This window comes from Paenibacillus sp. NPDC058367, assembly GCF_042723305.1.
Classification (GTDB): domain Bacteria; phylum Bacillota; class Bacilli; order Paenibacillales; family Paenibacillaceae; genus Paenibacillus_AQ.
Genome location: NZ_JBHXIZ010000003.1, coordinates 482563 through 508827 on the forward strand (window position 1 = coordinate 482563; position 26265 = coordinate 508827).

A 26265-nucleotide genomic window follows, 5' to 3' on the forward strand; every position below is an offset into this window, starting at 1 on the left:
CTCTAACTCTGAATCGTAAAGGGATAGTAAAGGGATTCTTAACTGAATATTAACTTCAATATTTTCTAAAGAGAGACCTCGTCTGTCTTTGTCTTGGTTAAATAGATAACTAACCCTAGAATAATAACAATAAAAATAATACTTGTTCCCGTTGTGCCCAGTTCTAGCCCACCTTCACTTCGGTCCTGTGAAAGATAGTCACCTAGTGATGCTCCTAATGGGCGAGTCAGAATATAAGCAAACCAGAAGGCAGTTACTGCATTTAGCTTAAAGCGATAAGCGAGTGTTATCGCGCCAATCAGAGCGGCAAAAATAATAGCTGAAAGTAGGTATCCCCAGTTCAGACTTTCTGCAACTAAATCACCTGCGGCTGTCCCTAAGGCAAAGGTAAATAGAATCGTTAGCCAATAGAACATCTCGCGCTTTTTGGTAGTAATCGAATGGATGGATAACGTCTTCTGACTGGCATACCAGACTCCAAAGGTCAGGATTAAGAGTACAGAAAAAACAATAGTGGTCGTCTCCAGCGATACGCCCAGATTGTCCACCAGATTGTCAGTGATGAGCGTACCGACCACACTGATTAATACAACTGCAAGCCAATATAGAGCAGGTACGTATTTTGTAGCAGTCATCTGGAAGTATAGTGCTGCAATCAGTAGTCCACCCATCACCAAGGTAGTGTTGGTCAAGCCCCAGTAGAGGTTAAAATTGAGAAAATCCGCTGCCGTCTCCCCCACGGTGGTAGCCATAATCTTTATGATCCAGAAAAAAATCGTAACCTGTGGCACCTTGTTCCATAATTTCTGATCTTCTTTTAATAATGAACTGGTTTCCTTCACCAATCATCTCCCCTTCCTTTAGCGAAACAAATGTTACAAGAATCAAGAATAGCTCTAAGGCTAAACTTCCTTCCGATCAAAGAAGATGTAACCCATCGATAGAAATAACATTAATCCTGAGAGTAAGAACAAGGAAGTTGTGGCAAGTCTGCCTGCGGAAATCGTATGACTTAACCATAGAGAGTACCAATCTGTATAAGAAACTATAGAAAAGGATGAGAATCCACTTATAAAGTAAGGCACAGCTTTGGCTCCGCTGAAGACAAAGATTGAGAACACTAGAAACCCACCTGCGCTGCGAAAAAATTGAGCGATGAACACAAACAAGGCAGCCAGTGACCACATGGAGAGAAACGCCGCTGTATAAGCTTTTATCAAGCCAATAATGCCTACGCTCCCTATATTCAAAGTTCCAAACAAGAAGCTACATAAAGTGCTCACTATCCCTAATAGAAGAAGCAGTCCTCCGATCGCTATCCCAAGCGTGAGGAACTTAGCGGCGTACGCTCCCAATCGCGTAATCGGTTTGAGTAACGTCAGCTTCAAGGTACGAGAGGAAACCTCTTGTGGAAAAAGCTCAGAGATCTCTACGAACATAAACAATGGAATTAGGAATGTTGTGTAAATCCCCAGCATCTGGACTGGATAGGAGGAGCCAACAGCGACAAGGCCCAAAATAGGGTGAAGCGCTTGAAATAAAAACACTAGCAATAGTGGAATAAAGGCAGAAATAATGAAGAACATTAGGGTCTTTTTGCGGTAAAACATCAGTAGCAGCTCATTTTTAATACCCGCTCTTAAGCCGTCCATTCTCAAGCACCTCCTTTCCTCTTTTCAGCTCTGTAATGTAAAACTCCTCAAGCGATAGGCTGTCGGTAAGCAGCTCCTGCACTTCACCCTCACGAATCAGAACGCCTTGATTCAGAATCCCTACTCTATTACATAGCTGTTCCAATTCATGAATCATATGGCTGGAGATGAGAAAGGTGATACCCTGATTAACAGAAAGCTCTTTAACTAATGCACGGAAATGAACAACCCCCTCGATGTCCAGTCCGTTCGTCGGCTCATCCCAAATCACCAGCGCTGGGCTATGGATGATGGAAGCAGACATGGCGAGCTTTTGCTTCATTCCTGTAGAGAAATGTCTGATTTTTTCTTTGGCGAACGAGGCAAGACCCACCGTTTCCAATACCTCGGCGATCCGTTCTGGATGAATATTCGGATAAAAGCTGGCTGTCAGTTTCAAATATTGTACAGGTGTAAGATAGTCGTAGAAATCAGCCGATTCGATCATGCAGCCTACTTTCCTCATACTAGAGGAATAGGATAACTCCAGATCGTGCCCGAATAATGAGATACTGCCGAAGCTTGGTGAAATCAGACCCGTTATTACTTTTAAGAGTGTTGTTTTCCCTGCACCGTTAGGTCCAAGCAATCCATAGACATCACCCTTTTGAAGCTCCAAGGAAATCCCGCTAATCCCACTGCCATTACGAAATTCTTTGGTCACACCTGTTAGCTTGACTACGCTCTCCATCTTAGTTCCCCCTTTTCTTCAATTCTTGTCCTCCAATTTAGCAACTCCATTTTCCTGCAATATTAGACTAAATCGTAAATCTAAAGTGCCCGTGAACAGACCCTTAAATAATTCTTAACTCCTTGTATTTTTTAAAAAAAGAGGTGCCTCAGAAGCCATGAAAAATGGCTAACTGAGACACCTCTTGTGGTTGGGTCAGGATTAATGTGATCGCTTGGAGTAACTCTAAACATGAAAGCGATAGCCGGCACCCCATAGGGTTTCGATATAAAGTGGATTTGCAGAGTCCTCCTCAATTTTCTCGCGGAGCTTACGGATATGGACTGTCACCGTCTGGGTATCACCCAAAGAATCAATTCCCCACAATCGCTCAAAGAGCTGATCTTTACTGAATACCCGATTGGGATGCAGCGCCAAGAAATACAGCAGATCAAATTCCTTGGTCGTTAAGGTGACCTCCTCATCCCTTACAAAGGCACGTCTAGAATCAGGGTTTAACCGCAACCCCTTAATTTCCAGTTCATTCGTTGAGGAACCTCGTCCCTTCAGCCGATCATAACGCGAAAGATGTGCTTTCACTCTGGCAACAAGCTCGGCTGGCTTAAATGGTTTTGTGATATAATCATCTGCACCAAGGCCCAGCCCACGAATAATATCTATATCCTCTAGTCTGGCGGTGACCATAAGAACCGGAATATCCAGCTCAACACGAATTTTCTTGCAGACCTCAAATCCATTCAGCTTGGGTAACATCACATCCAGTACGATCAGATCATATTTCCCCGTTAAGCCCATCTCCAAGCCTTTTTCTCCATCCTTGGCAATTTCCGTCTGATACCCGCTCATCTCCAAATAATCACGCTGTAGCTCAGCAATAACAGGCTCGTCTTCAACAATCAATATGGTTCGGTTCATCTCCGATGTCTCCTTTCACGATCGGCAAGGCGATATAAATAATAGTCCCTATCCCTTCCGTACTATTCGCATAAATCGTACCCCCATGCCCAGCGATGATTTGTTTAGCAATAGCCAGACCTAATCCACTTCCGCCAGTATGCGTGTTTCTGGACTGCTCCCCACGGTAAAAACGTTCAAAAATATGCTCCGTTGCTTCTGGAGGAATTCCAGGCCCATTGTCTTCAATAGCGAGAATAAACTGCGCTGCTTCCTGCCAGCTGTGAACTGTAATTTTCTTTTCAAGCTTATCCATGTATTTGAGACTGTTCTGAATTATGTTGCCAAGTACGCGCTTAAAGGAATCACGATCTACAGTGACCCATACTTCCTCGCCACCTGTCATTTCGATGTTTAGGGCGACCTCTTGCTTCTCCAGCTCTACCTTTAGTTCCTCTGCCCAATCATTTAAGAAGGGTATAATTCTTACGGATTCAAAAGAAAACGGCAGTTTTTGCATATCCAGCTTGGAGTATAGAAACAATTCATTAATTAGATGATCCATTTCTCCAGCTTTGGCCGCAATCGTACGCATGTATTTTTCATTTTTTTCTGGAGAATCCGCTATACCTTCCAAAATTCCATCCACATACCCTTTAATAGCAGTGATGGGTGTCTTTAAATCATGTGAAATGTTGGTGATTAGCTCTTTCCGGTTCGTCTCATATTGCTGCTGTATAAGAATAGACTGTTGAAGCCTATGTCTCATTTCTTCAAAAGCCATCCCTAGCTGTCCTAGCTCATCTTTACCATTAATCTCCACCTGAAAATCCAAATCCCCCTCGGTGACTCGTTTTGTCGCTTTACGAAGTTCCAGCAAGGGACGGATAATCCGTCTGGACATATATTTAGTCAACAATGTATGTGTCAGTACCAGAATGACCAATGTAATCAAAAATAGTGTCGGAAAGAACGTTCGCACAAACTGGACAAGAGGATCGATCGGAGTCAGAAAAAATATACTTACTGGCTTGGCGTCCTTGGATAACAGATCAAACTGGCCTACTTGATACCATTCATTATTAAATTGCTGTCTAATAGGTTCTATATGCGATCTGTCTCCTTTGTATCCAGGCAAATGATCGATTAATCCTTGCTTAAGCTTCAGATCCTCTGAAGCAAACAATGTCTGGTCCTCAGAACGGATATAGACAGACGTATTTTTTTTGAGCATATCTGCCGATAATTCATTCAGGAAAGCAGTATCTGTCAGTAAATCTGTATTTTGCAAAAAAGTATGTTTAATAAGATTGCGGGTATCGTTCTCTTCCATTCCTTCAAATTTACTTTCATACGTGCTCTTTAAGCTCTGCACATCACCGTGATAGACAATGCTCATTAACATAGCCGTAATGATAAGGAGAAGAAGAGGAACTACAAGCATTGCCGCATAGGATAGCAGAAATTTCCAACGTATAGACATAATGGAATACTCACCCTACCTCTTCTTGTTTCTTGATGAGCTTATCATACGATATCTCCGTACTAACCACCATAAGAGCAGGAGGAGCACAATCCCGCAAACGGTATAACTAATCGGACGTATATATTGTTCCACAATACTCCAATTATCTCCTAATCGGTAACCTAGATAGACTAACGCTAGATTCCATGGGATACAGCCCAGCGCTGTAAATACAATGAATTTCCATGCCTTCATTCCAGCAATCCCTGCGGGTAGTGAAATAAATGTTCGGATAAAGGGTAACATACGTGTAAAAAACACAGTACTCTCACCATAACGCTTGAACCATCGCTCGGATTGCTCCAGATGATGCTCATTCATGAGGATATATTTACCGTATTTCTCTAATAACCGTCTACCTCCGGCTTTCCCAATATAGTAAGCAATGACGGAACCTAATAGATTCCCAAATATCCCAGCGACAGCAACTTCCAAAAAAGTAAGTGAGCCTTGCGCAACCAGCCAGCCGCCGCTGAGCATTATAACTTCACTGGGAATGGGGATACAGGCACTCTCCAGGATCATCCCTAACCATATGCCCCAAATTCCCATCGTATTGACAAGTTGGAGCGCAGTTTCAGATATCCAAGTTAATAATTGATGCATGAGTGTTCACTCCGCTTCATAAATTTTACTGTTCCTTAAGAATATAACGCTATAATTAAACAAAAAGCCGGGGGAAGTACCATAATGAAAAAATTACAAGCACCTAAGTTTTTATATGGTCTATTCGTAATAGCTATTATTCTGCTGATGATTCCCAAATTCTCTTATAACGATCCTGATACCTTCTGGCATATTGAGCTGGGACAATATATGATCGATCATGGACAAATCCTGCATCATGCCATACATACTTTTTACGGAGATGAGCTTCCCTATGTCCCTCATGAATTTGGATTTCAGCTGCTCGTCGCTCCGCTTTATGCTGCATTTGGATGGCCAGGGGTGTATATTTTGACCGCTGTGTGTTTGTTCTTTTTAGTACTCGGTTTGCTTCGGCTAGGTAAGGTTTCCCGCAAAGAGCTGGGACTTCAACAAGACCATGTGCTGATGCTCCCTTTTGTACTGCTAATCACCTGCTGGATTTACTACAATTATTTCAAGGGTCGTCCGCAGATGATCTCCTCGTTTATGATTGTCTGGTTCTTCGTTTATTTACGGGAATACCAGATGGTAGCTCATAAGAAATACGCCGCTGCAATGGTTGCTCTTTCTATAGCTATTGCCAACTTTCATGCAGGTGTATGGCTTGTAATTGCTGTATTTACAGGGATGGCTCTGCTAGAATCCTTGATTAACAAAACGCTCAATTGGCGTAAAATCACAGTCTTTGTTCTAGTTTGGTTAGCTGGCCTTTTAAATCCCGGTGGTGCAACAAGCCTCTTATTTATTTTGACGGTTACGAAAAAGAACTTTAACCTGCTGATCAACGAATGGCAGCCTATTCAGTTCAATAGTTTGGATAATTTACCCATTCTTCTCTTGCTTCTGTTCTTTGCCTGTACGCTTCCTTTCGCACTTCAACGTAAACCATTCCGCTTCTTTCTAATGCTTGGGATACTCTATCTCGGCGTATCCAACTTCAAGCAGAACCTGTTTATGTGGTTATTCATTCCTTATTTTGCGGCCGTGTTCTTTGATGCGCTTCCTTACTTCCGTAAACCTGGTGTTGTTCTGTTCCGTCAAAGTACCTTACGACTCTGGCTTGCGATAGGACTACTCCTAAATATTGTGTATATATTCTTTGCACCCCCTGTTATTGATGCAAATAATTATCCTGTTGATGAAATGAACTATATTATGCAGCATACACCTGAAGGTACTCGTCCAAAAGTTCTTGCTCGCTACGGTTCATCCGGGTATGTCATGTTTCGAGGTGGTGATGTGCTGTGTGATGGCAGACAGGATCCCTTCGTTACGCAGGCTTCACTTGGAGTGCTCGGCTGGACTGCTTTTGAGCGTTCCATGTACGGATTCTCAGAATATCTCCCTGAAATTGTAGAATATGACCATCCCGATTATGTAATTACCAGCAATGGCGTCTCACATAAGCTATTCAATGAATGGGCACAAAAATTCGGGCAACCCGTTTATTCAGGAACCTATGGCAGTGTCTTCTCACTCCTCAAAGCGACGGAGTAACTTATTTTCGAATCACATATCCTAGGCCGCGCATCGTCTGTACAATACTTGGCTGTCCCACCTCATCAATTTTACTCCTAAGGTAGCTGATATACACGTCAACTACCTTAACATCCACCTCGGAATCATATCCCCATATGGTTTCTAGCAGCATCTCCCGAGTCATTACTCTGCCTCTATTCTCCATTAGCACTAATAGTATTTCGAATTCCCGTTTCGTTAAATTAACAAATATCTTCTTCTTTCTCAGCGCCCGTCCGTCAATGTCTATCTCCAAATCGCGAAATATTAGCATCCGTCCTGTGTTAAAAGTGCCTGCCCTTCTTAACAGCGATCTCATTCGTGCCAGCAGCTCTTCCATAGCAAATGGCTTTAGAATGTAGTCATCCGCACCGCTATCCAGACCTCTGATTTTATCCGCGAGCCCCGCTTCTTCCGCAATGATTATGATTGGCGTTTGTTTAGTCTCACGTATTCTACTACACAACTCCGTTTCACTTAGCCCAGGGATCATTAAATCAAGCAATATGAGGTCCCATTCCTCTTCTAGTGCTAACTGTAATCCCTTAAATCCTTCGTGAGAAACAGTAATAGAATACGATTCATGACGCAATTCCAATTCCATAACCCTAGCTAGACGCTTCTCTTCTACTATTAATAATATTTTATTCATAGGCTTCCTCTCCATGTTCGACCTATATTAAAACTTAATTTTCGAGGCTGTATTGCCAGTCTACTCGCTATCTATTAAATATTTATTAACTCCTTCTAAAGGAGCACGGTTTAAAGCACACAAGCATAAACGCCTTCGGCGTCCCTTTAAGGACGGTAAGCTTTTAAGCGAGAAATATAAGGATGATTTATTACGTAGAACATATAAATTCTTATATTTTAAAAAAGCGATGACCCCTGGCGAAATAGCCAGTAGTCACCGCTTGTATAAACTTAAAATTAAATACTACCTCTCGTGCACAATAATCCCTTTAGAAACACGCAGTTTCGGATATTCGCCCATGATTTCCGGTATATCTTTTAGCGAAAACTGATGGCTAATCAACGACTCAATCTGAACGATCCCCTTCTCAATTAACGCAATCGATTCCTCATGTGTATATGGATTAATGAAAGAGCCCATGATGTTCAACTCTTTTGTAAAAATTTCGAATGGTGAGACTTGAATCAACGTGTCCGGGGAAGCAACTCCAAACATTAAGACTTGTCCACCCTTACGCGATGCCTTAACCGCCAGCTCCATGGAATCCGCCCGGCCTACACATTCGATCACAATATCAAATTGATGATGGAGAGCTTCCATCACACCTTCTGCTGCAGGAGATACGGCTTCATCCGCACCTAATTCGACTAATCGGTCATGTTTGAACACTTCTGGCTCACTGACAATAATCCCTTTAACACCCGCAGCCTTGACGAGCTGCAAGAACAATTGACCAATAAAACCTCCGCCGATAATCAGGACTTGGTGTGCCTTACGGATATCCAGCTTCTTATAACCGTGAAGTACACAACCTAAAGGTTCAATCATCGCCCCTTCGATCCAGCTCATTTCATCAGGTAGCAAGTAACAGTTCGCTACAGGAACAACACAATACTCGCCCATGCCACCGTCACGAGTTACTCCAACAGCCTGCAAGTTATCGCATAAATGTACTTTTCCATTCCGGCAAAAATAACAGTTTCCACAATAGATGTTCGGATCAACCGATACACGGTCCCCCACTTGTAAGGTCGTAACCTCATTACCTACAGCCACTATTTCGCCCGCAAGCTCATGTCCTAACACAATCGGAGCTGTCACCTCCGCAGACCCTGGGTATCCATGATAAATATGCTGATCTGTACCACAGATCCCGCAGCATTTCACACGAAGTTTAACTTCTTTGGAGCCAACAGCCGGAGCTTCCCAGTCCTTAAATTCAATGTGCTCAGTTCCTTGAAATACAGCCGCCTTCATCTTAACTCATCTCCTTAAATCCAAGTTCTTGTTAACCCGCATCATTCATTGCCGTTACACGTAAAGTCTCCCAAGGCAGTGCCCCGGCATCCACATGATGCACACGAACCGTCTTCTCCTCACCCGGAATCAGATCAAAGAAATTATCGTCCATAATCACCCAGGGTGCATCTAGTTCGATCATCACCATCCGGGCAACGCGATCTGAGATCAAGTGGATATGTCCTTTCGCTTCATCCACTGAGATCTGAACATGTGCGGGTTGATAATCCATATCCTTATAGTCTCTTAAATAAAGTACATAATCTTCTGTTAACCGTTTCTTCGAACGAAGTACGACCACAACCTCGCAAGCGCTATGTTGCTGCAGTACCTCAGCTTCAGTTAACTTGGCAAAATTAACTTTACTGTTCGAATCAACGGTAACGTCGAATGCACGCTGATATACAATTGTACCATCCATCCGATAGATCGTTAATTCCGCCTCATCCTGATAAGCTTCGCGGCGATCATTGAGAGCCCATAACTGCAGCAGTCCATTCGGATCATGATCTACACATAAGAGTACCGGTGCAAAGAATTTACGCGCATAGTGGTAGCTCGCCTTTGGTAAACCATAATAATCGATAACAGACCAGCTTGTTCCCGGCCAGCAATCATTGAACTGCCAGAATAAAGCCCCGCTTGTATCCGGCTTATTACGGCGGTAATGCTCAATGCCATACCTCAATCCCTCTGCCTGGGTCAGCATCGAGAATTGAATATATTCATTGATATCCTTCGGAACTCCTGTATAACCCTCCATGAGCATAATGCCCTTTGGATAATGGACATCTTTATTACGATACTTCATTTCATCGCTATCCCAATAGAACTGATTGTCCGGCATGTTCTTTGCTAAGGTGTAACGATTGGAAGCGGCATGCAACCCGAATTCACTGGCGAATTTCGTGAAGTCTGACTTGAAGCGTTTGAACGATATCCCTTCAACACTATAATCCTGTGTCTGCGGTTCACCAAACTGACGCGGCTCATTATTCCCATGCCAGACTTGCCAGTTATGGGTATCGCCCACCTCACGTGAATTGTGATCATTGCCGCCAAAAGGCGAGCTAGGCCAAAACGTTCGTGTGGGATCGAGTTGCTCTAGTACTGCGGGCATGAGCTCATGATAAATTTTTTCTCCATAAAAGGGATGTGTGATCTCGCCGTTAGAGGAGAGTGCCTCATACAACCAATCATTCTCGTTATTCCCACACCATAAAGCAAGGCTCGTACGACTGCGAAGACGTTTTACGACCTGCTCAATTTCACGGTGAACATTATTCATGAAATTACGATTGTAATCTGGATACAACGCACAAGCGAACATGAAGTCCTGCCAGATTAAAATTCCTAACCGATCACATTCATCAAAGAAAATATCCCGCTCATAAATGCCTCCACCCCAAGCGCGAATCATATTCATATTGGCATCCTTGGCCATCTGAAGCAGATGTGCATAGCGGCTGTCTGGCACGGTCGCAATAAAGCTATCAATAGGGACCCAATTAGCACCTTTAGCAAAAACTTTTACGCCGTTCAATACAAAAGTGAAAGCATGGCGCCCTTCTTCATCCAGCTGCATCAATTCGATCTTTCGAATCCCAAATGGCTGCTCATAGGTATCTATTAGCTCTCCATCAGCAAATAACGTAACGAGTAGATGATATAAGAAAGGCGTTCCTAGATCATGGGTCCACCATAACTTTGGATCCATCACCTGCAAGGTAACTGAATGATGAAGCGTACGCGCTGTAATCGCCCCGTCAACTGCAATCCCTGAAGCTCTGTCCAAAGCGACATTCGCTTCCGCAACACGCTCCGTCCCGTCCAATAGTTCCACACGCGCCGTATACGAACATCCGCGATCAAAGGCATGTGCGCATAAATCCACATCAACAACACCTACTTGACCCTCTATCGAGGTTGTACGAGCAAACACATGATCTAAATGTGCATGACGCCGTTTGATCAACTGTACCTCTTTCCATATGCCTGCACAGACCAGACGCGGACCCCAGTCCCAGCCAAAATGACTCTGCGCTTTACGTGTCCAAATCCGCTTCTTACTATAGCCCGACCAATAATATTGGACTTTATCGCCTGCGTGTACATGAATAGGATCAAATTTTACGGCAAGCGTATTTTTCCCCTTATTTAATTCACGGGTTACATCAAATGAATGGCTAATGAACATATTATCTGTTGATCCAAGCTCCACGCCGTTGAGATATACGGTTGCATAGGTATCTAACCCTTCGAATAATAGCTCCATCTTCTCACCAGGTTTAAGATCAGAATCGTATGAAAAGACCGTACGATACCACCATACCTTTTCTTCAATCCAACGGCATTTCTGATCTTGGTGGCCAAAGAAAGGATCATCAATAATGCCTTTCTCCCGAAGCGTCGTATGGATGTCACCGGGCACTGTTGTGGTCATCCAGAAATAATCAATAAACTCTGGCGATGCAACTTCAAGATCCCGGGCTTCCCCCACATGAAAATCACGAAGTTTCCAGTTTTCAGTTAATTTAATGTTCATTTTCTTCATCCTCTCTCCCAAATTAAAACGCCAAAACCACTTCGGTTTTGACGTTTATTGTTATACGTATATCAAGCTATCTAAAATTTCTTGTACACTAAGTTCTGCGCAAGCCATTGATGTATCCGCGACTCCGTAATACATTTTAACAACATCGCCTTCCACGAGTGCACCGCAAGAGAATACAACATCGCCGAAGAATCCGTTCTTCTCATAATCCGCTTCCGGCTCCATGATAGGAGCATTGGAGCGCGCAATCACCTTCGAGGGATCATTTAGATCTAACAAGACTGCTCCCATGCAATAACGATGTTCCAGCGTGGCTCCGTGATACAGCTCCAGCCAGCCTTTATCGGTCTTGAATGGAACCGCACCGCCGCCAATCCGGCCGCTATCCCACATCCCCTCACGCAAACCGATCAGATGCTTATGGTTACCCCAATATAATAAGTTGTCCGATTCTGCGATCCATATTTCCGGATCTCCCGTACTTTTCGTTGTTGGACGGTGCAATGCATAATATTTGCCGTTAATTTTCTCCGGGAAAATCAATACGTCTTTATTATCCGGCCCAAAGATCATGCCGTGGTGAGTTACATTCACGAAATCTTTGGTTGATACCAGTGATTCTCCAACGCCCACAGGGGAGACTGCCGAGAAATAAATATAGTAGGTATCCCCAATTTGGGTTACCCGAGGATCTTCTACCCCGAAGGTCTCCAGTGAATTGGAAGGGTACACAAATGGCTTCTCATCCACCGTAAAATGATGTCCATCCTTACTTCGAGCGATTCGGATATAAGATAATGAAGTCAAGTACTGAAATGTAGCACTAGCGGATTTATTCTTAATCACACGCGGATCAGAGAAGTCGAAGCGCTCATCATCTGTATTCAGATCCAAAATATCCAATTCATTGGTCTCCGGATTATAAATCGGAGCTTTCACAATTTTTGGATCCTTGCTAATTGGGCGTTCTGCTACACGGAGAAACATTAATATTTCACCATTATAGCTAGCAATACCGGCATTAAATGCACCAATCACTTCAAAGTCATCGTGATACGGTTTAATGTCAGCCGGTGTAATAAGTGGATTTTGTTCATAACGATAGATTTTCATGTTGTAATAACTCCCTTAACCAAATGGATTTCATACTTATAAAATTTCAAATTGAGCAAAAGGATCAGGAATTGTTGCTTGTTGTGCTTCCGCATCGCTGATTCCTGCATATATATTAGCTGTACCGTCCTCATGACGTACGAGCCCGCCGCTGAACACGACATCCTCCAAATCAGGACGTTTGGCAACGCCTGGCAAGAACTGATTGCGTACAGCAATTAATTGAATATCCGAGTACTCACCTGTTGCCGGATCGATAGCGAATACCATCGGGTAATAGTGACGATCGCCCGCATCATCAAAAGATGCGATATGCCCAAGAACACCGAGCAGTCCGTTCTTTAGCAAGTGTGCTTCATTCGCACCACCCCACTCTTCATCAACAAACTGTCCATCCAATAACGGTGTTTCTTCGATCAATGGAATGGATAACGCTTCTAACGATGCAATGCGGGTAAAGCCGATTTTACCGCGTCCTCCTTTATCTCCTTGAGGGCGGGTCAGTACTCCGATGCTATCTTTCAGATCCACTAGGCGCAGATCTTTCATGCCATCCGGTCCTTTAAAGAATGGTTCTAAGCTCGCGATGTTCTTCCCGCGGTAGAATACTGTACGCCACATTAAGGCATCAGCCTTTACCGGATGCGGATAAATTTGAACGCCTCCAACTATCAATTCGCCATTAATTTTCGTGAAAAAAGGATCTTGAAGTTCAAGGGTAGGCGCTCCTTCACGGGGTACCCATTGTCCATCACGTTCGACAAAAAAAACGACATCGGAATGCTCGCTGTCACGGGATTCAACCCGACCCGCAATCACCCACTCACCCTCATCTTGGAATGGAGCTGTAATATTGTAGACATCTTTATGATCTACACCTGTGAATGTTAATTTCTGTGTATTGGTTACGGATACGTCTTTCATCGCGTATTCCATGAGCAGTTGTTCACATGTCTTCACAGCATTCTTGAGCAGTTTCATAATAATAAAATTCCTCTCTAGTCAAATAATAGCGGCGCACGCATCCATATTGCGGCTTCATTCGGCAACAGAGTTACCAAGTCTGTACCGCTCACTATGTCTCGGCGGCTTGATAATATATTAGTTGCTTGCCCATCCAGCAGCTCACTAGGATCAATCTGTATGCTCTGATTATCGTAATTCAAGGCTACGAGCGCTCTGGTATTGGTTTCTTTCAATGTTCTTACATATAAAATAAGATTGCCTCTGCGTTCCAGCACGTCATAATCCCCGAATTGAAATACATCCTGTGTATTGCGCAAGTGGAGAAGCTTTTTATAATAATGTAATAATGAATTCGGTTGATTGCATTCGGACTCCACGTTTAATTGCTGATAATTTGGGCCCATGCCAATCCATGGTGTTCCTGACGTAAACCCGCCATGTGGACTTGCGTTCCATTGCATTGGTGAGCGAGACGCATCTCTTCCCTTTGCATTCGCAATTTTCAGGGCTTCCGCCCGGGTTATCCCCCGCTGTAGTGCGATTTCATATGCCTTCAATCCTTGGATGTCCCGCATATCTTCCAGCTTATGGGCTACGAAATTCCGCATCCCAATCTCTTCACCGAAATATAGGAAAGGTACCCCTTTTGCGGTCAAGGCCAGCGTTGCCATAAGGCGGGCCCGTTCTTCCTCAATCTCCGCGTCCCCTTCGCCAAAACGCGAAATCACGCGATCCATATCATGACTGCCGAAGAATAACGTTGGAATCTGATCCTCACGGTGTACCTGCTCCATCATCTTAAGCTCGGCGAACAAATTCTCTGGACTAAATTCCTTCTGGCTTCCCAGATTAAAGTTAAAGACCACATCAAACTTACCCGTTCCGCTGTAACGCTTCAGCATGTCCATATCTTCAGAGCCGACTTCACCTACCATGAACATTCCGCTATGCGCATGAACAAACCTGCTAATTTCCTTGATGGCATCCATAATTCCATCTTGATTCTGATCATGTACATGCTTCTGCTCACCCGTTACTTCATCCATCGGGTTATCCAGGAATTGATCGGACACCGATAAGAAGTTGATAACATCTAACCGGAAGCCACTTACGCCTTTGCCCAGCCAATAAGCCATAACATCCTTCATCGCTTCTTTAACTTCGGGATTCGCCCAGTTCAAATCGACCTGTTCTTTCGCAAACCCATGATAGTAATACTGTTCTGTTGCAGCATCCCATTCCCACGCGGTTCCACCAAAAAACGATTCCCAGTTATTAGGTACGCCGCCGTTCACAGCATCCTTCCAAATGTACCAATCCCGCTTCGGGTTCGTCCTTGAAGATCGGGATTCCTTGAACCATGCATGCTCTGAAGACGTATGATTCAGGACAAGATCGGCAATCACTCTGATCCCGCGAGCCTTCGCTTCCTGAATAAACCGTTCGAAATCTTCCATCGTTCCAAAGTCTGGATCAATCTGACAATAATCTGCAATGTCATACCCGTTATCTACTTTTGGAGACTTATAGAACGGCGTTAGCCAAATCCCTCCGATGCCAAGTTCCCGCAAATAATCCAGCTTGGAAGTAAGACCGCCGAAATCACCAATCCCATCCCCGTTACTATCACAGAAGCTTGGCATATACACTTCATAGAATACCGTCCCTTTCCACCAAGGCTGTTCCAACCGATAACCCCTCCTGTGCAGACCTATTTCAAGTTAAATTGCATGCCTTCCTGGAACTTCTTGCCGAAAATAATGAACAAAATAATGATTGGCAAGGTGAGCATCACTGCACCGGCATACATCGGACCCGGATACGATTGATACGGACCGAACATCTGAGATAATAAAACGTTCAATGTTAACATGCCGTCACTTCGGATGACGATCATATCCCATAGGAGCTCTGTCCAGCGTTCCATTAGCAGGAATAGGAATACAACGGTCGTAATGGACTTCGACATCGGCATCATAATCTTATACAGGATTTTGAAATCGGATGCCCCATCCAGCTTGGCAGCTTCAATGAAAGCGTCGGGTACCGCCTTAAAGAAGTTGGTGTACATGAAGATCCCCCATAAACTCATCGCCTTGGGAATAATGAGCGCCCAATACGTATCGAACAGTCCTACTTTTTGAATAATCAAAAAGTTAGGGATGATCAGAATGATTGCCGGAAAGAACATATGAAACAACACAAAGTTGTTAATAGAGTCTCTCCCGCGGAATTTCAGCTTCGCCAACGCATAAGCGACCATAATCGCGAACATCATCATTAAGGCTGTAGATACCAGGGAAACGAACACACTGTTAAAGAAGGCGTGAATCCATGGTCTTGTAATCCCGGTCTCACCACCTGTAAAGAGCCATTGATACGAGCGCAGCGTAAATTTCGTCGGTATCAGCTTCCGGTCTACCTGTGACCAATCTGCAAGTGAGTTCAATACCATATATAAATAGGGGAATACCATAATCACGAGCAGTACGATCGCAATCAGATAGCGGATCGACAGCCGGAGCTTGATGTTTGAATTAGACCCAACCATTGCGCTTACCCCACATTTCCAGAATTTTTCGGATTACGAATATAGATATAAATGTCGCAACCGCAGCCATAATCGCGATAGCTGATGCGTAACCTGCCTGCAGGTTCTTAAATGCCTGACTGTATATTTCCATTTGCCATGTATTCGTTGCATAGTTCGGTCCGCCGCCTGTTAATTGGTAGACCTCAGTAAAGATACCGAATGTTGCACCAAAGGATAAAATTAAGGTTGTATAAATCGCAGGGTAAAGCAAAGGCAAGGTAATTTTCCAGAACCTTTGGCTGTCCTTCACGCCATCAATTGCCGCTGCTTCATATACTTCCTGATCAATGCTCTCTAAACCTGAAGTAAGAATTAACGCATAGTAACCTGTAAATTTCCAAGCCATAATCATCGCAACGACGAACAATGCCGAGAAAGATCCCCCGAGCCAGTCAATATCAAGACCTAACCGATCCCTTAGAAACGTCTGAACAGGACTTGTATGTGACAAAAAGCCTTTAACAATAAGGGATGCAACAACCCCTGAGGATAGGTAAGGCAAGAAGAATCCAATAAGAAATACGGTTTTTAATTTAGGTAAGCCTTTTACAATTACCGCTACAAAAAGCGACATGGCTGTGACAATCGGTACAAATACGATCATAAATTTGTACGTTACCCAAAATGCCGATCTTACCCCTGGTGTGCCTAATGCTTTGGTAAAATTCTTGAATCCTACAAAATCATAAGTCGGTGAAATCAAGTCCCAGTTAGTAAAAGACAAATATAGAGACCAAATAAGCGGGCCCAAGAAAAACACAGTCGAAAAAATAAGGTAAGGGCTGGCAAAAAGCCAGCCTAACCGATTATTATTTTTTTCAATCATTATTGAAGTTCCCCTTCAATCGCCTTCTTCATATTGTCCCAACCCGTTTTTGGATCAATCTCACCACGAACGATTTTGTTAAAGGCCTCTTGACCAATAAAGGTTTGCAATTCGTTGAATTTCGGATTGTCCATGGATGGAACAGCATTCGGGATTGCTTTTGCATACTCTTGCAATACAGGCGTTTTTTCAAATACTGGTTTAAACACTTCATTTGTACCTACATCATCACGTGCTGGAGGCAAGTTAGTTTCTTGGAAAAAGGCAACATCGTTTTTGTCATCCGAATATACCCACTTGATGAATTCTATTGCAGCAGCTTGTTGCTCTGGACTTGCCGATGCATAGATAACAATTCCTTTAGCATCCGCAAATGTTTTTGCATTCGCTGGATCCATACCGTCAGGAACAGGAGGCAATGTTACTTCAAAGTTCTCCTTGTACTGAAGCTCTGGATATTTCTCAGCCCATGTGCTGAATGTCCAAGGTCCTACATCCGTAAATACGCCCACTCCATTTTCAAAAGGTTCTGTTACATTCTGAGACAACAGCCCTTTCTCCTTACGAAGATTGTCCACAAAAGTAAGAACGTCTACACCAGCTTTTTCATCGCCAACAAATTGGCTGCCTTCAATGAATTTGTTGCCGTCTGAAGCGGCATTGTACAGCATAAAGAAGTCGAACCATCTTTTCCAAGAGGTAGGGTCTGCTAAGTCAGGTTTCGCCCAAAGATATTTATCTGGGTATTTTGCTTTTAATTTTTTCGTTGCCTCAATCACTTCACTGTATGTTCTTGGAACTTCGTTCACACCAGCTTCTTTCAAAATATCCGTTCTCCATCCGAACAACATTGCATTGGAGTAGATTGGAAGAACATATTGATGGCCATCGGCAAATTCCCAAGGCTCAATCGTTTTGGTCATATTACGTTTTGTCACAATATCATTGAAGCCAGCAATCGTATCCAATGGAACTAACGCTTTACTGTTTGCAAGTTGTGCTGCAAAACCACGGCTAATGTTCTCAGTCATCGTCGGAGCGCTTCCACCCGCGATTGCGGCTTGAATACTTGCCTCAGAAGTAGGGGACTCCTTGATCGCACTTACGTTAATTTTCACCTTAGGGTTAACAGTCTCATACTCTTTGGCGATTTTCTGCCAATATGCTTGTTGAGTCGGGTTAGGTGCAGCCCAGAACTCAATAGTTGTTACTCCATCTGCTGAAGTGCCTGAATTACTGCTCTTTGATCCACAACCGGCAAGAATCGTGAATACAAGCGTAAGTGCAAGCATTACTGCAAGCTTCTTCTTCATAAAATAAACCCTCCCTGAGTATCGATGCACATCAGTGCAGCATTTTGTAATTCCTAGATATAATTTTGTAACGTTACAAAATTAGATGAATATATACCTGTAAGCGGCTTTGTAAGCGTTACAATTGCTATTATTATAGTTTTTAGCGAAAATGTCAACCTATTATTCGAGTATTAATGAAAAAGACACAATTAATCACATTACAAATTAACTTTACTTAAATGTTTTGTAATGTTAAAATAATTTATAGTTGTAATGTAGTTTTACAGCATAATCTTTAGTATTATGAGAGACAGTATGGAAGAATATTCATTACACTTCTAATTAGAAAGGACGTATCTTCGCATGAAGGTGAAGGTAACAATGCAAGATATCGCCGATCGATTGAATATATCGAAGAACTCTGTTTCTCAGGCTCTGTCCGGTAAAGACGGTGTGAGTGAGGAAACGAGACAATTAATTATCGATACTGCGAATGAAATGGGTTACACCTATTCGCGAGGGCGCAAAAGCACAGAAGAAGAAGCTGGAACCTTTGTCATTTTGGCATCAGAATTTGCATTTTCCAAACGTAACTTTTTTGGAGAAATTTATTTGAGTATTGAGAAGGAAGCAGCGAAGCGAAATAAGCGTATGGTTATTCAATCTATTGATCATCACGCTTCCGAACAATTGATTCTGCCTCCTATATTATTTGATCCTTCCGTAGAAGGAATCTTGATTCTGTCCCATATTACGACCCCATATATTCAAGCAGTGACGGGCACAGGGATTCCCACCGTGTTAATTGACCACCATCACCCTGATCTTAAGGCCGATAGTATTCTCACCAATAATCGTTATGCCGCTTATACAGCGGTGCAGCATTTAATTGAATTGGGACATACCCGTATTGGCTTCATCGGCAATATTCAATTCTCACCAAGCTATTACGAGCGTTTAGAAGGTTATCGCCTGGCTCTATACCAATCTGCCATTGAATACAACCCAATATGGGTGTTCGATCGTGCCATTGAAGAAATGGATGATGTGTTCAACGCTGTACAAAAGTTGGATAAGCAGCCTACGGCTTGGTTCTGTGTCAATGACGGCTTTGGGTTCTTGATCAATTCCGTGATGTACAAGCTTGGGTATCAGATCCCCCAAGATGTATCTATTGTGAGCTTTGATAATGGACAGTTATCACGGATAACAACTCCTTTGACTACAACGATGGATGTAGATTTGTCTTACTTTGGACGAAAAGCTATAGAACAACTCTTCTGGCGCATTGATCATCCCGAGGAGCCTTTTATAGAAGTTCTCCTTCCTACCCATCTGATCATTCGGGAATCCACACAACATCCAAATACATAATCAGTTCATATAGACAGGAATGTTGTATGGAGAATAAATACACGCGCATCACAAAAAGGGAGGGTCACACGAGCCATGAAATGGCTGTGGAACTCTCCCTTTACTTTCAGATTAGGATGTATGTTGACGCTCGTTGTGGTCACTACGTGAATGGACCGTTGTTCCATTCACCCTACTACCAATATCCTCGGATTCCGGACTGCATGCGGATCAGCGCTTCCAAATAATAATAGTCTCCCCAAATCATATGGCCATCAGGCACACGTCCACCTCTGACATGATAGGAACCATGCTTTAGAAGCCCCTCCGCCTCCGGATTTCCGGATGTCGCATAATGTTCCGCTAAGGATTTCATGCTGCGGAGTAAGGCTGCTTCATAAATAGCACGATCCGGGTCATCTGCGTCCAGAAGATCCAGCAGCTCCAAAAGACCGGAAGCCGCAATGGCTGAAGCCGAGCTGTCGCGAGGGGTACTCGCTTCCACCGGCACATCAAAATCCCAATACGCCACACTATCCTCTGGAAGATAGCTGATAAAGTAATGAGCCAGACTTTTAGAGGTATTAAGAAAGTCTTCCTCTCGTGTATAACGATAAGCCAGGGCAAATCCGTATATTCCCCACGCTTGACCACGTGTCCAGGTCGATCCATCCTCATAGCCTTGATGTGTTCCTCCACGAATTGCACTTCCTGTAGCTGGATCAAAGTAAAAAGTATGATAAGAGGAAGCATCCCCACGCACAAGAAATTTCCGGCTCTTTAACGCATGTTCGAGTGCTATATCATAATAGCGATTGTCCCCCGTTTCCTCCGCAGCCCAGAACAGCAGAGGCAAATTCATCAAGCAGTCAATAATGATACGTCCCGCATTCTCGGGGTCACTCTCTAAACCCCAGGCCTGGAGGATTCCAGCGTTTTCACGCCAGCGCTTGCATAGTGTATCCGCAGCCTGTAGACCGACAGCTCGGGCTTCTTCGCTGCCTGTTATTTTCCACTCTGCTACTGCAGTCAGTGAGTACAAAAAGCCAATATCATGATGGTCCAGGGCGATGTGATGATCCAGACGATGCTTAAAGTCTCCTAACCAAGAAGCTGCCGCCTCCTTATAGAATGAATCTTTGCTATATTCATAAGCAAGCCACATCATACCAACATAGAATCCCTCTATCCAATCATCATTGTCTCCCCATTCGTATTGTTGCCCCTCAGCGATATGAGGCAGTTTGCCCGGATGGCCCGCGATATTACTCTCGATCTTGCGAATAGCATCCTCAATTGCCGTTGTCCACATCTTTGTCTCTCCTTTCCGATAAATCAACCGTATGAAGTACTGCTTGGTTACGAGGATCGTAGATAACAATCCTTCCGTCCGACTGCCGCTGAATAATCGGCGGTGATGACAGACTCTCCTGGTTCTCTGGGGTATTCGTAGCTCCGAAGACTGCAGATATTAATACCTGATCTCCCGGCTCCAATCTGGAGATCAAGCTCGGAAGAAACGTCCGAGGCTTCAGCAGATTAGTATTCGGTTCGGGTAGCACGCATTCTCCCCGATCAAAACCGCTTAGCATATGTATGGCACTGATTCCCCAAGGCAATTGCACCGAGACAGCAGTGTTAGATACATGAATGGTTTCCCGATCACTGCGTGAGAAGCCAGCAGACTGGCCAATGGCAAATCCACCCTCCGCTACGTCGAGACACCGGGCGCTGTGAATGCTGTGAATACGGACATGCCACAGACCCGCTGGAATAATCCATGTCTTCACATGTACATCGCTCCAGGGATGCCAGCGTGAATATACATAATTCTCTCCAATTTCCCACGTCTCGCAGAATCTGCGTACCCGGTAATGCTCATCGCATTCACACAATGCTAATGTAGAGTCGTAAGCGCCTTGAACTAAGCCATAACCCGCCTTCGGCACACTGAATCCGAACAGCGTGGAGTAAGCAAACTTGGAATATTTAGCTGCGCTATGGGCCATATCAAAGTTAGCCATCTGACCAGAGGTATAGGCAATAACATGCTTATTTCCTTCTGGACGACTCACCAGCATACGCGCCTCTTGAAGCGGCAGTTGATCTTTCAATACAGGCAGTGGTTCTTCTTCCGCTTGCCAAAAAGGATGATCGTCCGGTAAGGCAAGAATAAGCATAGCTTTAAAGGCCCAATACGGTGATCCGGGGGCATTGTAGTTCTCCGTCATTACCAGATTCGGGTACGCATATCCGATACTTAGTAATCCGTCTATTCCCATAATAGGCTTCTCAAACCACCAACGAAAATGACGCATTATAATTCCTTTGAGAACGCCATATGAAAAAGGAAGGACCTCAGCATACACCAGCGCACTCCAGAAAGAGACCTGCGCAAAACGATAGGTCAGACTACGTCCGAAAGGAATCGCACTTCCGTCCTCAGCAAACCAATACATAAAATCTTTGGCAAATTGCGCGGATCTTTCCCGGTAAACTGCAGCCCTCTGAGGATCATCATCCGCCATCAATTTAGCATATATCAGCGTATAATAATGCATAGCAAAAGCAATATAATAGTCTCTCTGATCGGTCAGCCCGTCGGAATACCAGCCATCACTCAAGTAGTAGGTATCAATCTTCTCCAAATAATGATTCATTATCTCTTGATCGTAGGGCAATCCGACTTTCTTAAAGCCCACATTCACAAGAACCGTGAACATCAGCCAGTTATTCGGGTTCGAACGATCCACATGATTGATCTGGTTCAACCAGTTATATACCTGCATTTTCTGAACATCACTCAGCGGCTCCCACAGCTTATGCGGCGCAAGAGCAAGCCCCAGTCCCAGCACAGCCTGTTCCACCATACGCTGGTCTTTGGTTGAGAATTCACCCCAGTATTCTTCATGTTCAGGGTCAGTCCCATTGACGATCCCCTCGAGGAACTTCGGCCAAAGCGCACTCTCCCCTCCCCCGCTGGCATGGGGAACAAGCCCCCATAACGGACGAGCGAAGGCTTCCATAAGCGCGGTAGCTTCATTGTATATTGATCCTGTAGCTCCCATATCGATTCCTGCACATCCAGAAGTAAATCGACTCTCCAGCGGAGCATATAGGTCATTTAAGAACATTTGTAATTCATTTTTAGTACCCTTCAGTTCCACAGTAATGGTTCCTCCAATCCAAACTTAATGCCAAGCCGCATATTCACTGGGCCTCATGCCCATTTCCCGTTTAAACAGCTTGATAAAATAACTTTTGTTGGCATATCCCAGATACTCGGAGATCTCTTCCACAGTCTTTCCAGACTGATTAAGCAGCTCTTTTGCCTTCTGGAGCTTTAGCATGTTTACGTATTCGATGAAATTCTGGTTTGTTTCCCGTTTGAACAAGCGGCTGAAATAGCTGGCATTCAAGTTCAGGCGTCCAGCCATGTCCTCCAGCGTTATTTTCTCCGTTACATGACTGATCACGAACTGCTGGGCTTTAATAACCTCGCTCCGTTTGGACTTAATAGAGAATATACTTATTTTCCGCGCTAATTCTTCCAAGTACTGAACTAACCACTCTTCCAAATGCTCGAGGGTATCAATGTCACTCACCACGCTAAACAGCTTTTCTTCCGCCATAGGCAATGGAGACTGCAACAGCTGTTTCGTCTTCAATTGCAAGTCCATCAGCAACCGGAGAACACATTCCTTAACTTCATTTGGATGAAACTTTTGCGTTGCCACCCATTCTCGCCATTCCTTTACATGAACACGAAGCTCTGTTTCCCTATTCAGGGCAATATCATCATTAATAACAGCGTACAGACTTCCATATTCGGCATAAATATCATCCCGCGAAAAGCTAATCTCTTCAAAACGATGGATGCCCGCTGCTGGAAAATAAAACCGCTGGATCTTCTCCTTTAACATCCGCTGCAGTGTTCCGCGAATTTCCTCAGGACTGCGTGCCTCAGCACCAAATATGCAGGAGACAGACAGCTTGAGATATTTCTGTACCGCAGAGGCTGCATTTTGAATGGAATGATAGATCGCTTGGTGGTCTCTGGAAGACTGATCGCTGCAGAAAAGAATAACAATCTCCTTATGGCTGTATCTCGAAATAAATAAACTGTGATCAGCCTCAAGCACTTCCTGCATAATATTCTCGACGGCAAAAGAAATCGTATATTCACTCATACGCCGCACCCGTGAGGCTTCCTCTGGACGGTCAATCACTATAAGCATTGGAATGTAGGTCTTGGCATGGATCATAATTCCGTTTGACCGGGCTTGCTCGATCCAAGCTACCTTGTCCCAAGATTGGTATAACGTATCTTTTAGAAACTTTTCTTTTAGCGCAGCACGGTTTTGTGATTGCTTTTGCTTATATACCTGCATCTCGGTATGCTGCTGCCTGTTCAGACCCACTTCCTTCACAAGTGTTCTGAGTGCATGTTCCAGCTGCTCGATATTCAGTGATTCTTTTAAAATATATTCTCCTACGTTTAATTTCAGCGCCTGCTGAGCGTATTTGAACTCGTTGTGGCAGGACAGAATAATCGCACGAATTCCGGGCTTCATCGCTCTGAATTTCTCAAGCATCTCCAGTCCGTTCATCTTAGGCATGCCAATATCGGTGATAATCAGATCCGGTGGATTCTGCCGTGCTTTTTCCCAAGCCTCAAGACCGCTATAATAACATCCGGTGAGTTCAATCCCGAGCTCACTCCATGACACGGCCTGCGACAAATAACGGATAACCGGATAGTCATCATCCACCAAAATTGCCGTCAGCATTCTCTATACCCACCTTTCCGTAGTTCAGTGGAAACTCCAAACAAATCTCCGTACCCACATCAGGTTCGCTTGATATATTCAACTTAAATGAAGCACCATAAATCATACTGAGGCGTTGGGCCACATTACGTAAGCCTATGCCGGAGAATCCTTTTCTGTCCTCTTCTGCAATTTGCTCACTACTGTATGCGGTTTCACGAAGTCTTTTTAAATTCTCCTGTGACATTCCGATACCATTATCCTTAATGGTGATAACCAAGGTTCCTGTAGTTGCAATAATACGAGCTTCAATAAAGATCTCACCACCAAACTGCTCAAAACCATGGATGATGGCATTTTCGATCATAGGCTGAATCATAAACCGAGGCACCAGTGCTTCAGCAGTTCCGTCTGCTAAATTCATTTCCAGCCTGACCTGATTGGCATGACGAAAATTCATCAAAGTCACATAATGAGATATCGTATCTGTCTCCTCACGAAGCGGGATAAACTCATTGTCTCTGTTAAAGGTCATACGGAGCAAAGACGACAACGAACCAATCAACTCGGCGTTCTCCTTGTCTCCTTGCATCAGAATATTTAACCGGATCGAATTCAACAGATTAAACATAAAGTGCGGATTGATCTGTGCCTGCAGCATTTCCAGTTCAGCTTTTCTTTTTCCTGTTTGCTCATAGGTGATTTGTTCAATCATCGACTCGATTCGATCTAGCATTTGGTCGATGGTACGAGCCAGTTGAGCCGCCTCATTATTCCCACGGATTAGCGAACGTTCGTCCAATTGACCACGACCTATTCGCTTTACAAAAGCACTTAATTTCACGATGGGCTGAGTCAGCTTAGAGATTAGAACGGTTAAGAGAACGGAAAAGAAGGTAAAGAATAGAATTTGCACGGCTAAGCTGATAAATAAAATCTGTTTATTCTTTGACAATGCCGCCTTCATAGGGATAATGCTCACCATCTGCCATCTGTTGCTGCTCAGCTCCTGGTCAACATACAAAAATTTCTCCCCACTGATCTCGACAGTATCAAGCCGACCTTCCTTTTTCCACCACGTCATTGTTTCACCAATTCGGGCTGGATCAGCATGTGAGACTACAGTTCCCTTGTCATCCAAAAGCATCATCTCTTTGCCATTGTCATTGTTCAGATAAGGGCGGAGTTTACGCTCATTGATGTTGATAATCATATATCCGATCGTGCTGCTGGAGGTCGATTGTATAGGTCTCGCAATAGTTACCCAATTGGCTGAGCCCTTATCAGAATAGTTGTAGTAGGTGTCGTGCTCCGCTCTCCAGAAAGTCGAAATCGGCTGAGTTTGTTTCAATAGTGACATCCAACGCTCGCTATAAAAGGTTTTCGGATTAAAGTCGCTATAAGGATAACTCGTATAAATAAATCCATTCTTACCGATCAGTGTCACTTTCAAATACTCTGAAAGAACGAACATATCATCCAGCATCCGCGACATACGGTTATACTGGATGATCTCTTTCGCTGAATGCAGCGACTCTGGAACAGCAGACATCATCTGCCTGATTTCGCTGTTCTGAAGCACAAAATTGGACTGCTCCAGCGTTTGTTCAAAAATGGCATTCATATTGGCACTGGACGCATTGAGAGATTCTCTTGCGCTGCCAACGGCCTTCTCCAGAATCAGATCCCGGGTTAAATAATCTGTAACCATGTAAATGCAGACTAGCGGGATCAGTACGCAAATCATTGAAGACCAGACAAGTTTCATTCGAAGTGATTGATGCTTTCTAAACACGGATGACAGGCCCCATATCTGTTTTAAATTTGGAGCAGGAG

The 26265-nt window shown here is 43.9% G+C and carries 21 protein-coding genes; 2 read left to right on the forward strand and 19 right to left on the reverse strand.

Annotation, left to right across the window (positions count from 1 at the left end; translation table 11 throughout):
* Window positions 1-65 precede the first annotated feature (65 nt).
* The 6 genes from ACFWMP_RS19055 to ACFWMP_RS19080 all read right to left on the reverse strand — a co-directional run bounded on the left by ACFWMP_RS19055 (window position 66) and on the right by ACFWMP_RS19080 (window position 5407).
* Window positions 66-845 (reverse strand): COG4705 family protein, encoded by a 780-nt coding sequence (locus tag ACFWMP_RS19055; protein ID WP_156113166.1) that lies wholly within the window; start codon window positions 843-845, stop codon window positions 66-68.
* A gap of 57 nt (window positions 846-902) precedes the next feature.
* Entirely contained in the window at window positions 903-1652 is a 750-nt protein-coding gene (locus ACFWMP_RS19060) for an ABC transporter permease (RefSeq protein WP_042190678.1), read from the reverse strand.
* Window positions 1627-2382: an ABC transporter ATP-binding protein gene (locus tag ACFWMP_RS19065; RefSeq protein ID WP_379424479.1), complete on the reverse strand. Its 756-nt coding sequence runs from the start codon at window positions 2380-2382 to the stop codon at window positions 1627-1629. Before ACFWMP_RS19065 ends, ACFWMP_RS19060 begins: the two co-directional genes overlap by 26 nt.
* A gap of 225 nt (window positions 2383-2607) precedes the next feature.
* The gene (locus tag ACFWMP_RS19070) at window positions 2608-3297 is read right to left on the reverse strand and encodes a response regulator transcription factor (protein WP_379424480.1); all 690 of its coding nucleotides are present in this window, start codon (window positions 3295-3297) and stop codon (window positions 2608-2610) included.
* The gene (locus ACFWMP_RS19075) at window positions 3272-4759 is read right to left on the reverse strand and encodes a sensor histidine kinase (RefSeq protein WP_339243002.1); all 1488 of its coding nucleotides are present in this window, start codon (window positions 4757-4759) and stop codon (window positions 3272-3274) included. Before ACFWMP_RS19075 ends, ACFWMP_RS19070 begins: the two co-directional genes overlap by 26 nt.
* 15 nt (window positions 4760-4774) lie before the next feature.
* Complete coding sequence (locus ACFWMP_RS19080; protein WP_379424481.1) at window positions 4775-5407, reverse strand: DedA family protein; 633 nt, start codon at window positions 5405-5407, stop codon at window positions 4775-4777.
* 84 nt (window positions 5408-5491) lie between these two features.
* Here ACFWMP_RS19080 and ACFWMP_RS19085 point away from each other — a divergent pair, with 84 nt between their 5' ends.
* The gene (locus ACFWMP_RS19085; RefSeq protein ID WP_379424482.1) at window positions 5492-6946 is read left to right on the forward strand and encodes a hypothetical protein; all 1455 of its coding nucleotides are present in this window, start codon (window positions 5492-5494) and stop codon (window positions 6944-6946) included.
* A gap of 1 nt (window position 6947) precedes the next feature.
* Here the strand turns inward: ACFWMP_RS19085 and ACFWMP_RS19090 are convergent, their stop codons facing one another.
* The 9 genes from ACFWMP_RS19090 to ACFWMP_RS19130 all read right to left on the reverse strand — a co-directional run bounded on the left by ACFWMP_RS19090 (window position 6948) and on the right by ACFWMP_RS19130 (window position 18325).
* Window positions 6948-7619, reverse strand: coding sequence for a response regulator transcription factor (locus ACFWMP_RS19090; RefSeq protein WP_379424483.1), 672 nt, complete (start codon window positions 7617-7619; stop codon window positions 6948-6950).
* 285 nt (window positions 7620-7904) lie between these two features.
* Window positions 7905-8918, reverse strand: coding sequence for a zinc-dependent alcohol dehydrogenase family protein (locus ACFWMP_RS19095; protein ID WP_379424484.1), 1014 nt, complete (start codon window positions 8916-8918; stop codon window positions 7905-7907).
* A 31-nt stretch (window positions 8919-8949) separates the two neighbouring features.
* Window positions 8950-11499: a beta-mannosidase gene (locus ACFWMP_RS19100; protein ID WP_379424600.1), complete on the reverse strand. Its 2550-nt coding sequence runs from the start codon at window positions 11497-11499 to the stop codon at window positions 8950-8952.
* Between the two features lie 66 nt (window positions 11500-11565).
* Window positions 11566-12627 carry a BtaManbiosPhlase gene (locus tag ACFWMP_RS19105; protein WP_379424485.1) on the reverse strand — a complete coding sequence of 354 codons (1062 nt, stop codon included), beginning with the start codon at window positions 12625-12627 and terminating at the stop codon, window positions 11566-11568.
* 36 nt (window positions 12628-12663) lie between these two features.
* Window positions 12664-13608 carry an MTP-1 family protein gene (locus ACFWMP_RS19110; protein ID WP_379424486.1) on the reverse strand — a complete coding sequence of 315 codons (945 nt, stop codon included), beginning with the start codon at window positions 13606-13608 and terminating at the stop codon, window positions 12664-12666.
* A gap of 17 nt (window positions 13609-13625) precedes the next feature.
* Window positions 13626-15281: an alpha-glucosidase gene (locus ACFWMP_RS19115; protein WP_379424487.1), complete on the reverse strand. Its 1656-nt coding sequence runs from the start codon at window positions 15279-15281 to the stop codon at window positions 13626-13628.
* Between the two features lie 23 nt (window positions 15282-15304).
* Complete coding sequence (locus ACFWMP_RS19120) at window positions 15305-16144, reverse strand: carbohydrate ABC transporter permease (RefSeq protein WP_379424488.1); 840 nt, start codon at window positions 16142-16144, stop codon at window positions 15305-15307.
* Complete coding sequence (locus ACFWMP_RS19125; protein ID WP_188114673.1) at window positions 16131-17009, reverse strand: carbohydrate ABC transporter permease; 879 nt, start codon at window positions 17007-17009, stop codon at window positions 16131-16133. The genes ACFWMP_RS19120 and ACFWMP_RS19125 overlap by 14 nt, the downstream gene beginning before the upstream one ends.
* Window positions 17010-17011: 2 nt before the next feature.
* Window positions 17012-18325, reverse strand: coding sequence for an ABC transporter substrate-binding protein (locus ACFWMP_RS19130; RefSeq protein ID WP_379424489.1), 1314 nt, complete (start codon window positions 18323-18325; stop codon window positions 17012-17014).
* Between the two features lie 345 nt (window positions 18326-18670).
* Here ACFWMP_RS19130 and ACFWMP_RS19135 point away from each other — a divergent pair, with 345 nt between their 5' ends.
* On the forward strand, window positions 18671-19681 hold the full coding sequence (locus ACFWMP_RS19135; RefSeq protein WP_076284701.1) for a LacI family DNA-binding transcriptional regulator: 1011 nt from the start codon (window positions 18671-18673) through the stop codon (window positions 19679-19681).
* Window positions 19682-19856: 175 nt separating this feature from the next.
* Here the strand turns inward: ACFWMP_RS19135 and ACFWMP_RS19140 are convergent, their stop codons facing one another.
* The 4 genes from ACFWMP_RS19140 to ACFWMP_RS19155 are packed head-to-tail and all read right to left on the reverse strand — an operon-like array spanning window position 19857 to window position 26197.
* Window positions 19857-20972: a glycoside hydrolase family 88 protein gene (locus ACFWMP_RS19140; RefSeq protein ID WP_379424490.1), complete on the reverse strand. Its 1116-nt coding sequence runs from the start codon at window positions 20970-20972 to the stop codon at window positions 19857-19859.
* A complete protein-coding gene (locus tag ACFWMP_RS19145; RefSeq protein ID WP_379424491.1) occupies window positions 20953-22827 on the reverse strand; it encodes a DUF2264 domain-containing protein in 1875 nt (624 codons plus the stop codon). The genes ACFWMP_RS19140 and ACFWMP_RS19145 overlap by 20 nt, the downstream gene beginning before the upstream one ends.
* A 24-nt stretch (window positions 22828-22851) precedes the next feature.
* Complete coding sequence (locus tag ACFWMP_RS19150) at window positions 22852-24450, reverse strand: response regulator transcription factor (protein ID WP_042190710.1); 1599 nt, start codon at window positions 24448-24450, stop codon at window positions 22852-22854.
* Window positions 24425-26197 (reverse strand): cache domain-containing sensor histidine kinase, encoded by a 1773-nt coding sequence (locus tag ACFWMP_RS19155; RefSeq protein WP_076300792.1) that lies wholly within the window; start codon window positions 26195-26197, stop codon window positions 24425-24427. The genes ACFWMP_RS19150 and ACFWMP_RS19155 overlap by 26 nt, the downstream gene beginning before the upstream one ends.
* Window positions 26198-26265: the final 68 nt, after the last annotated feature.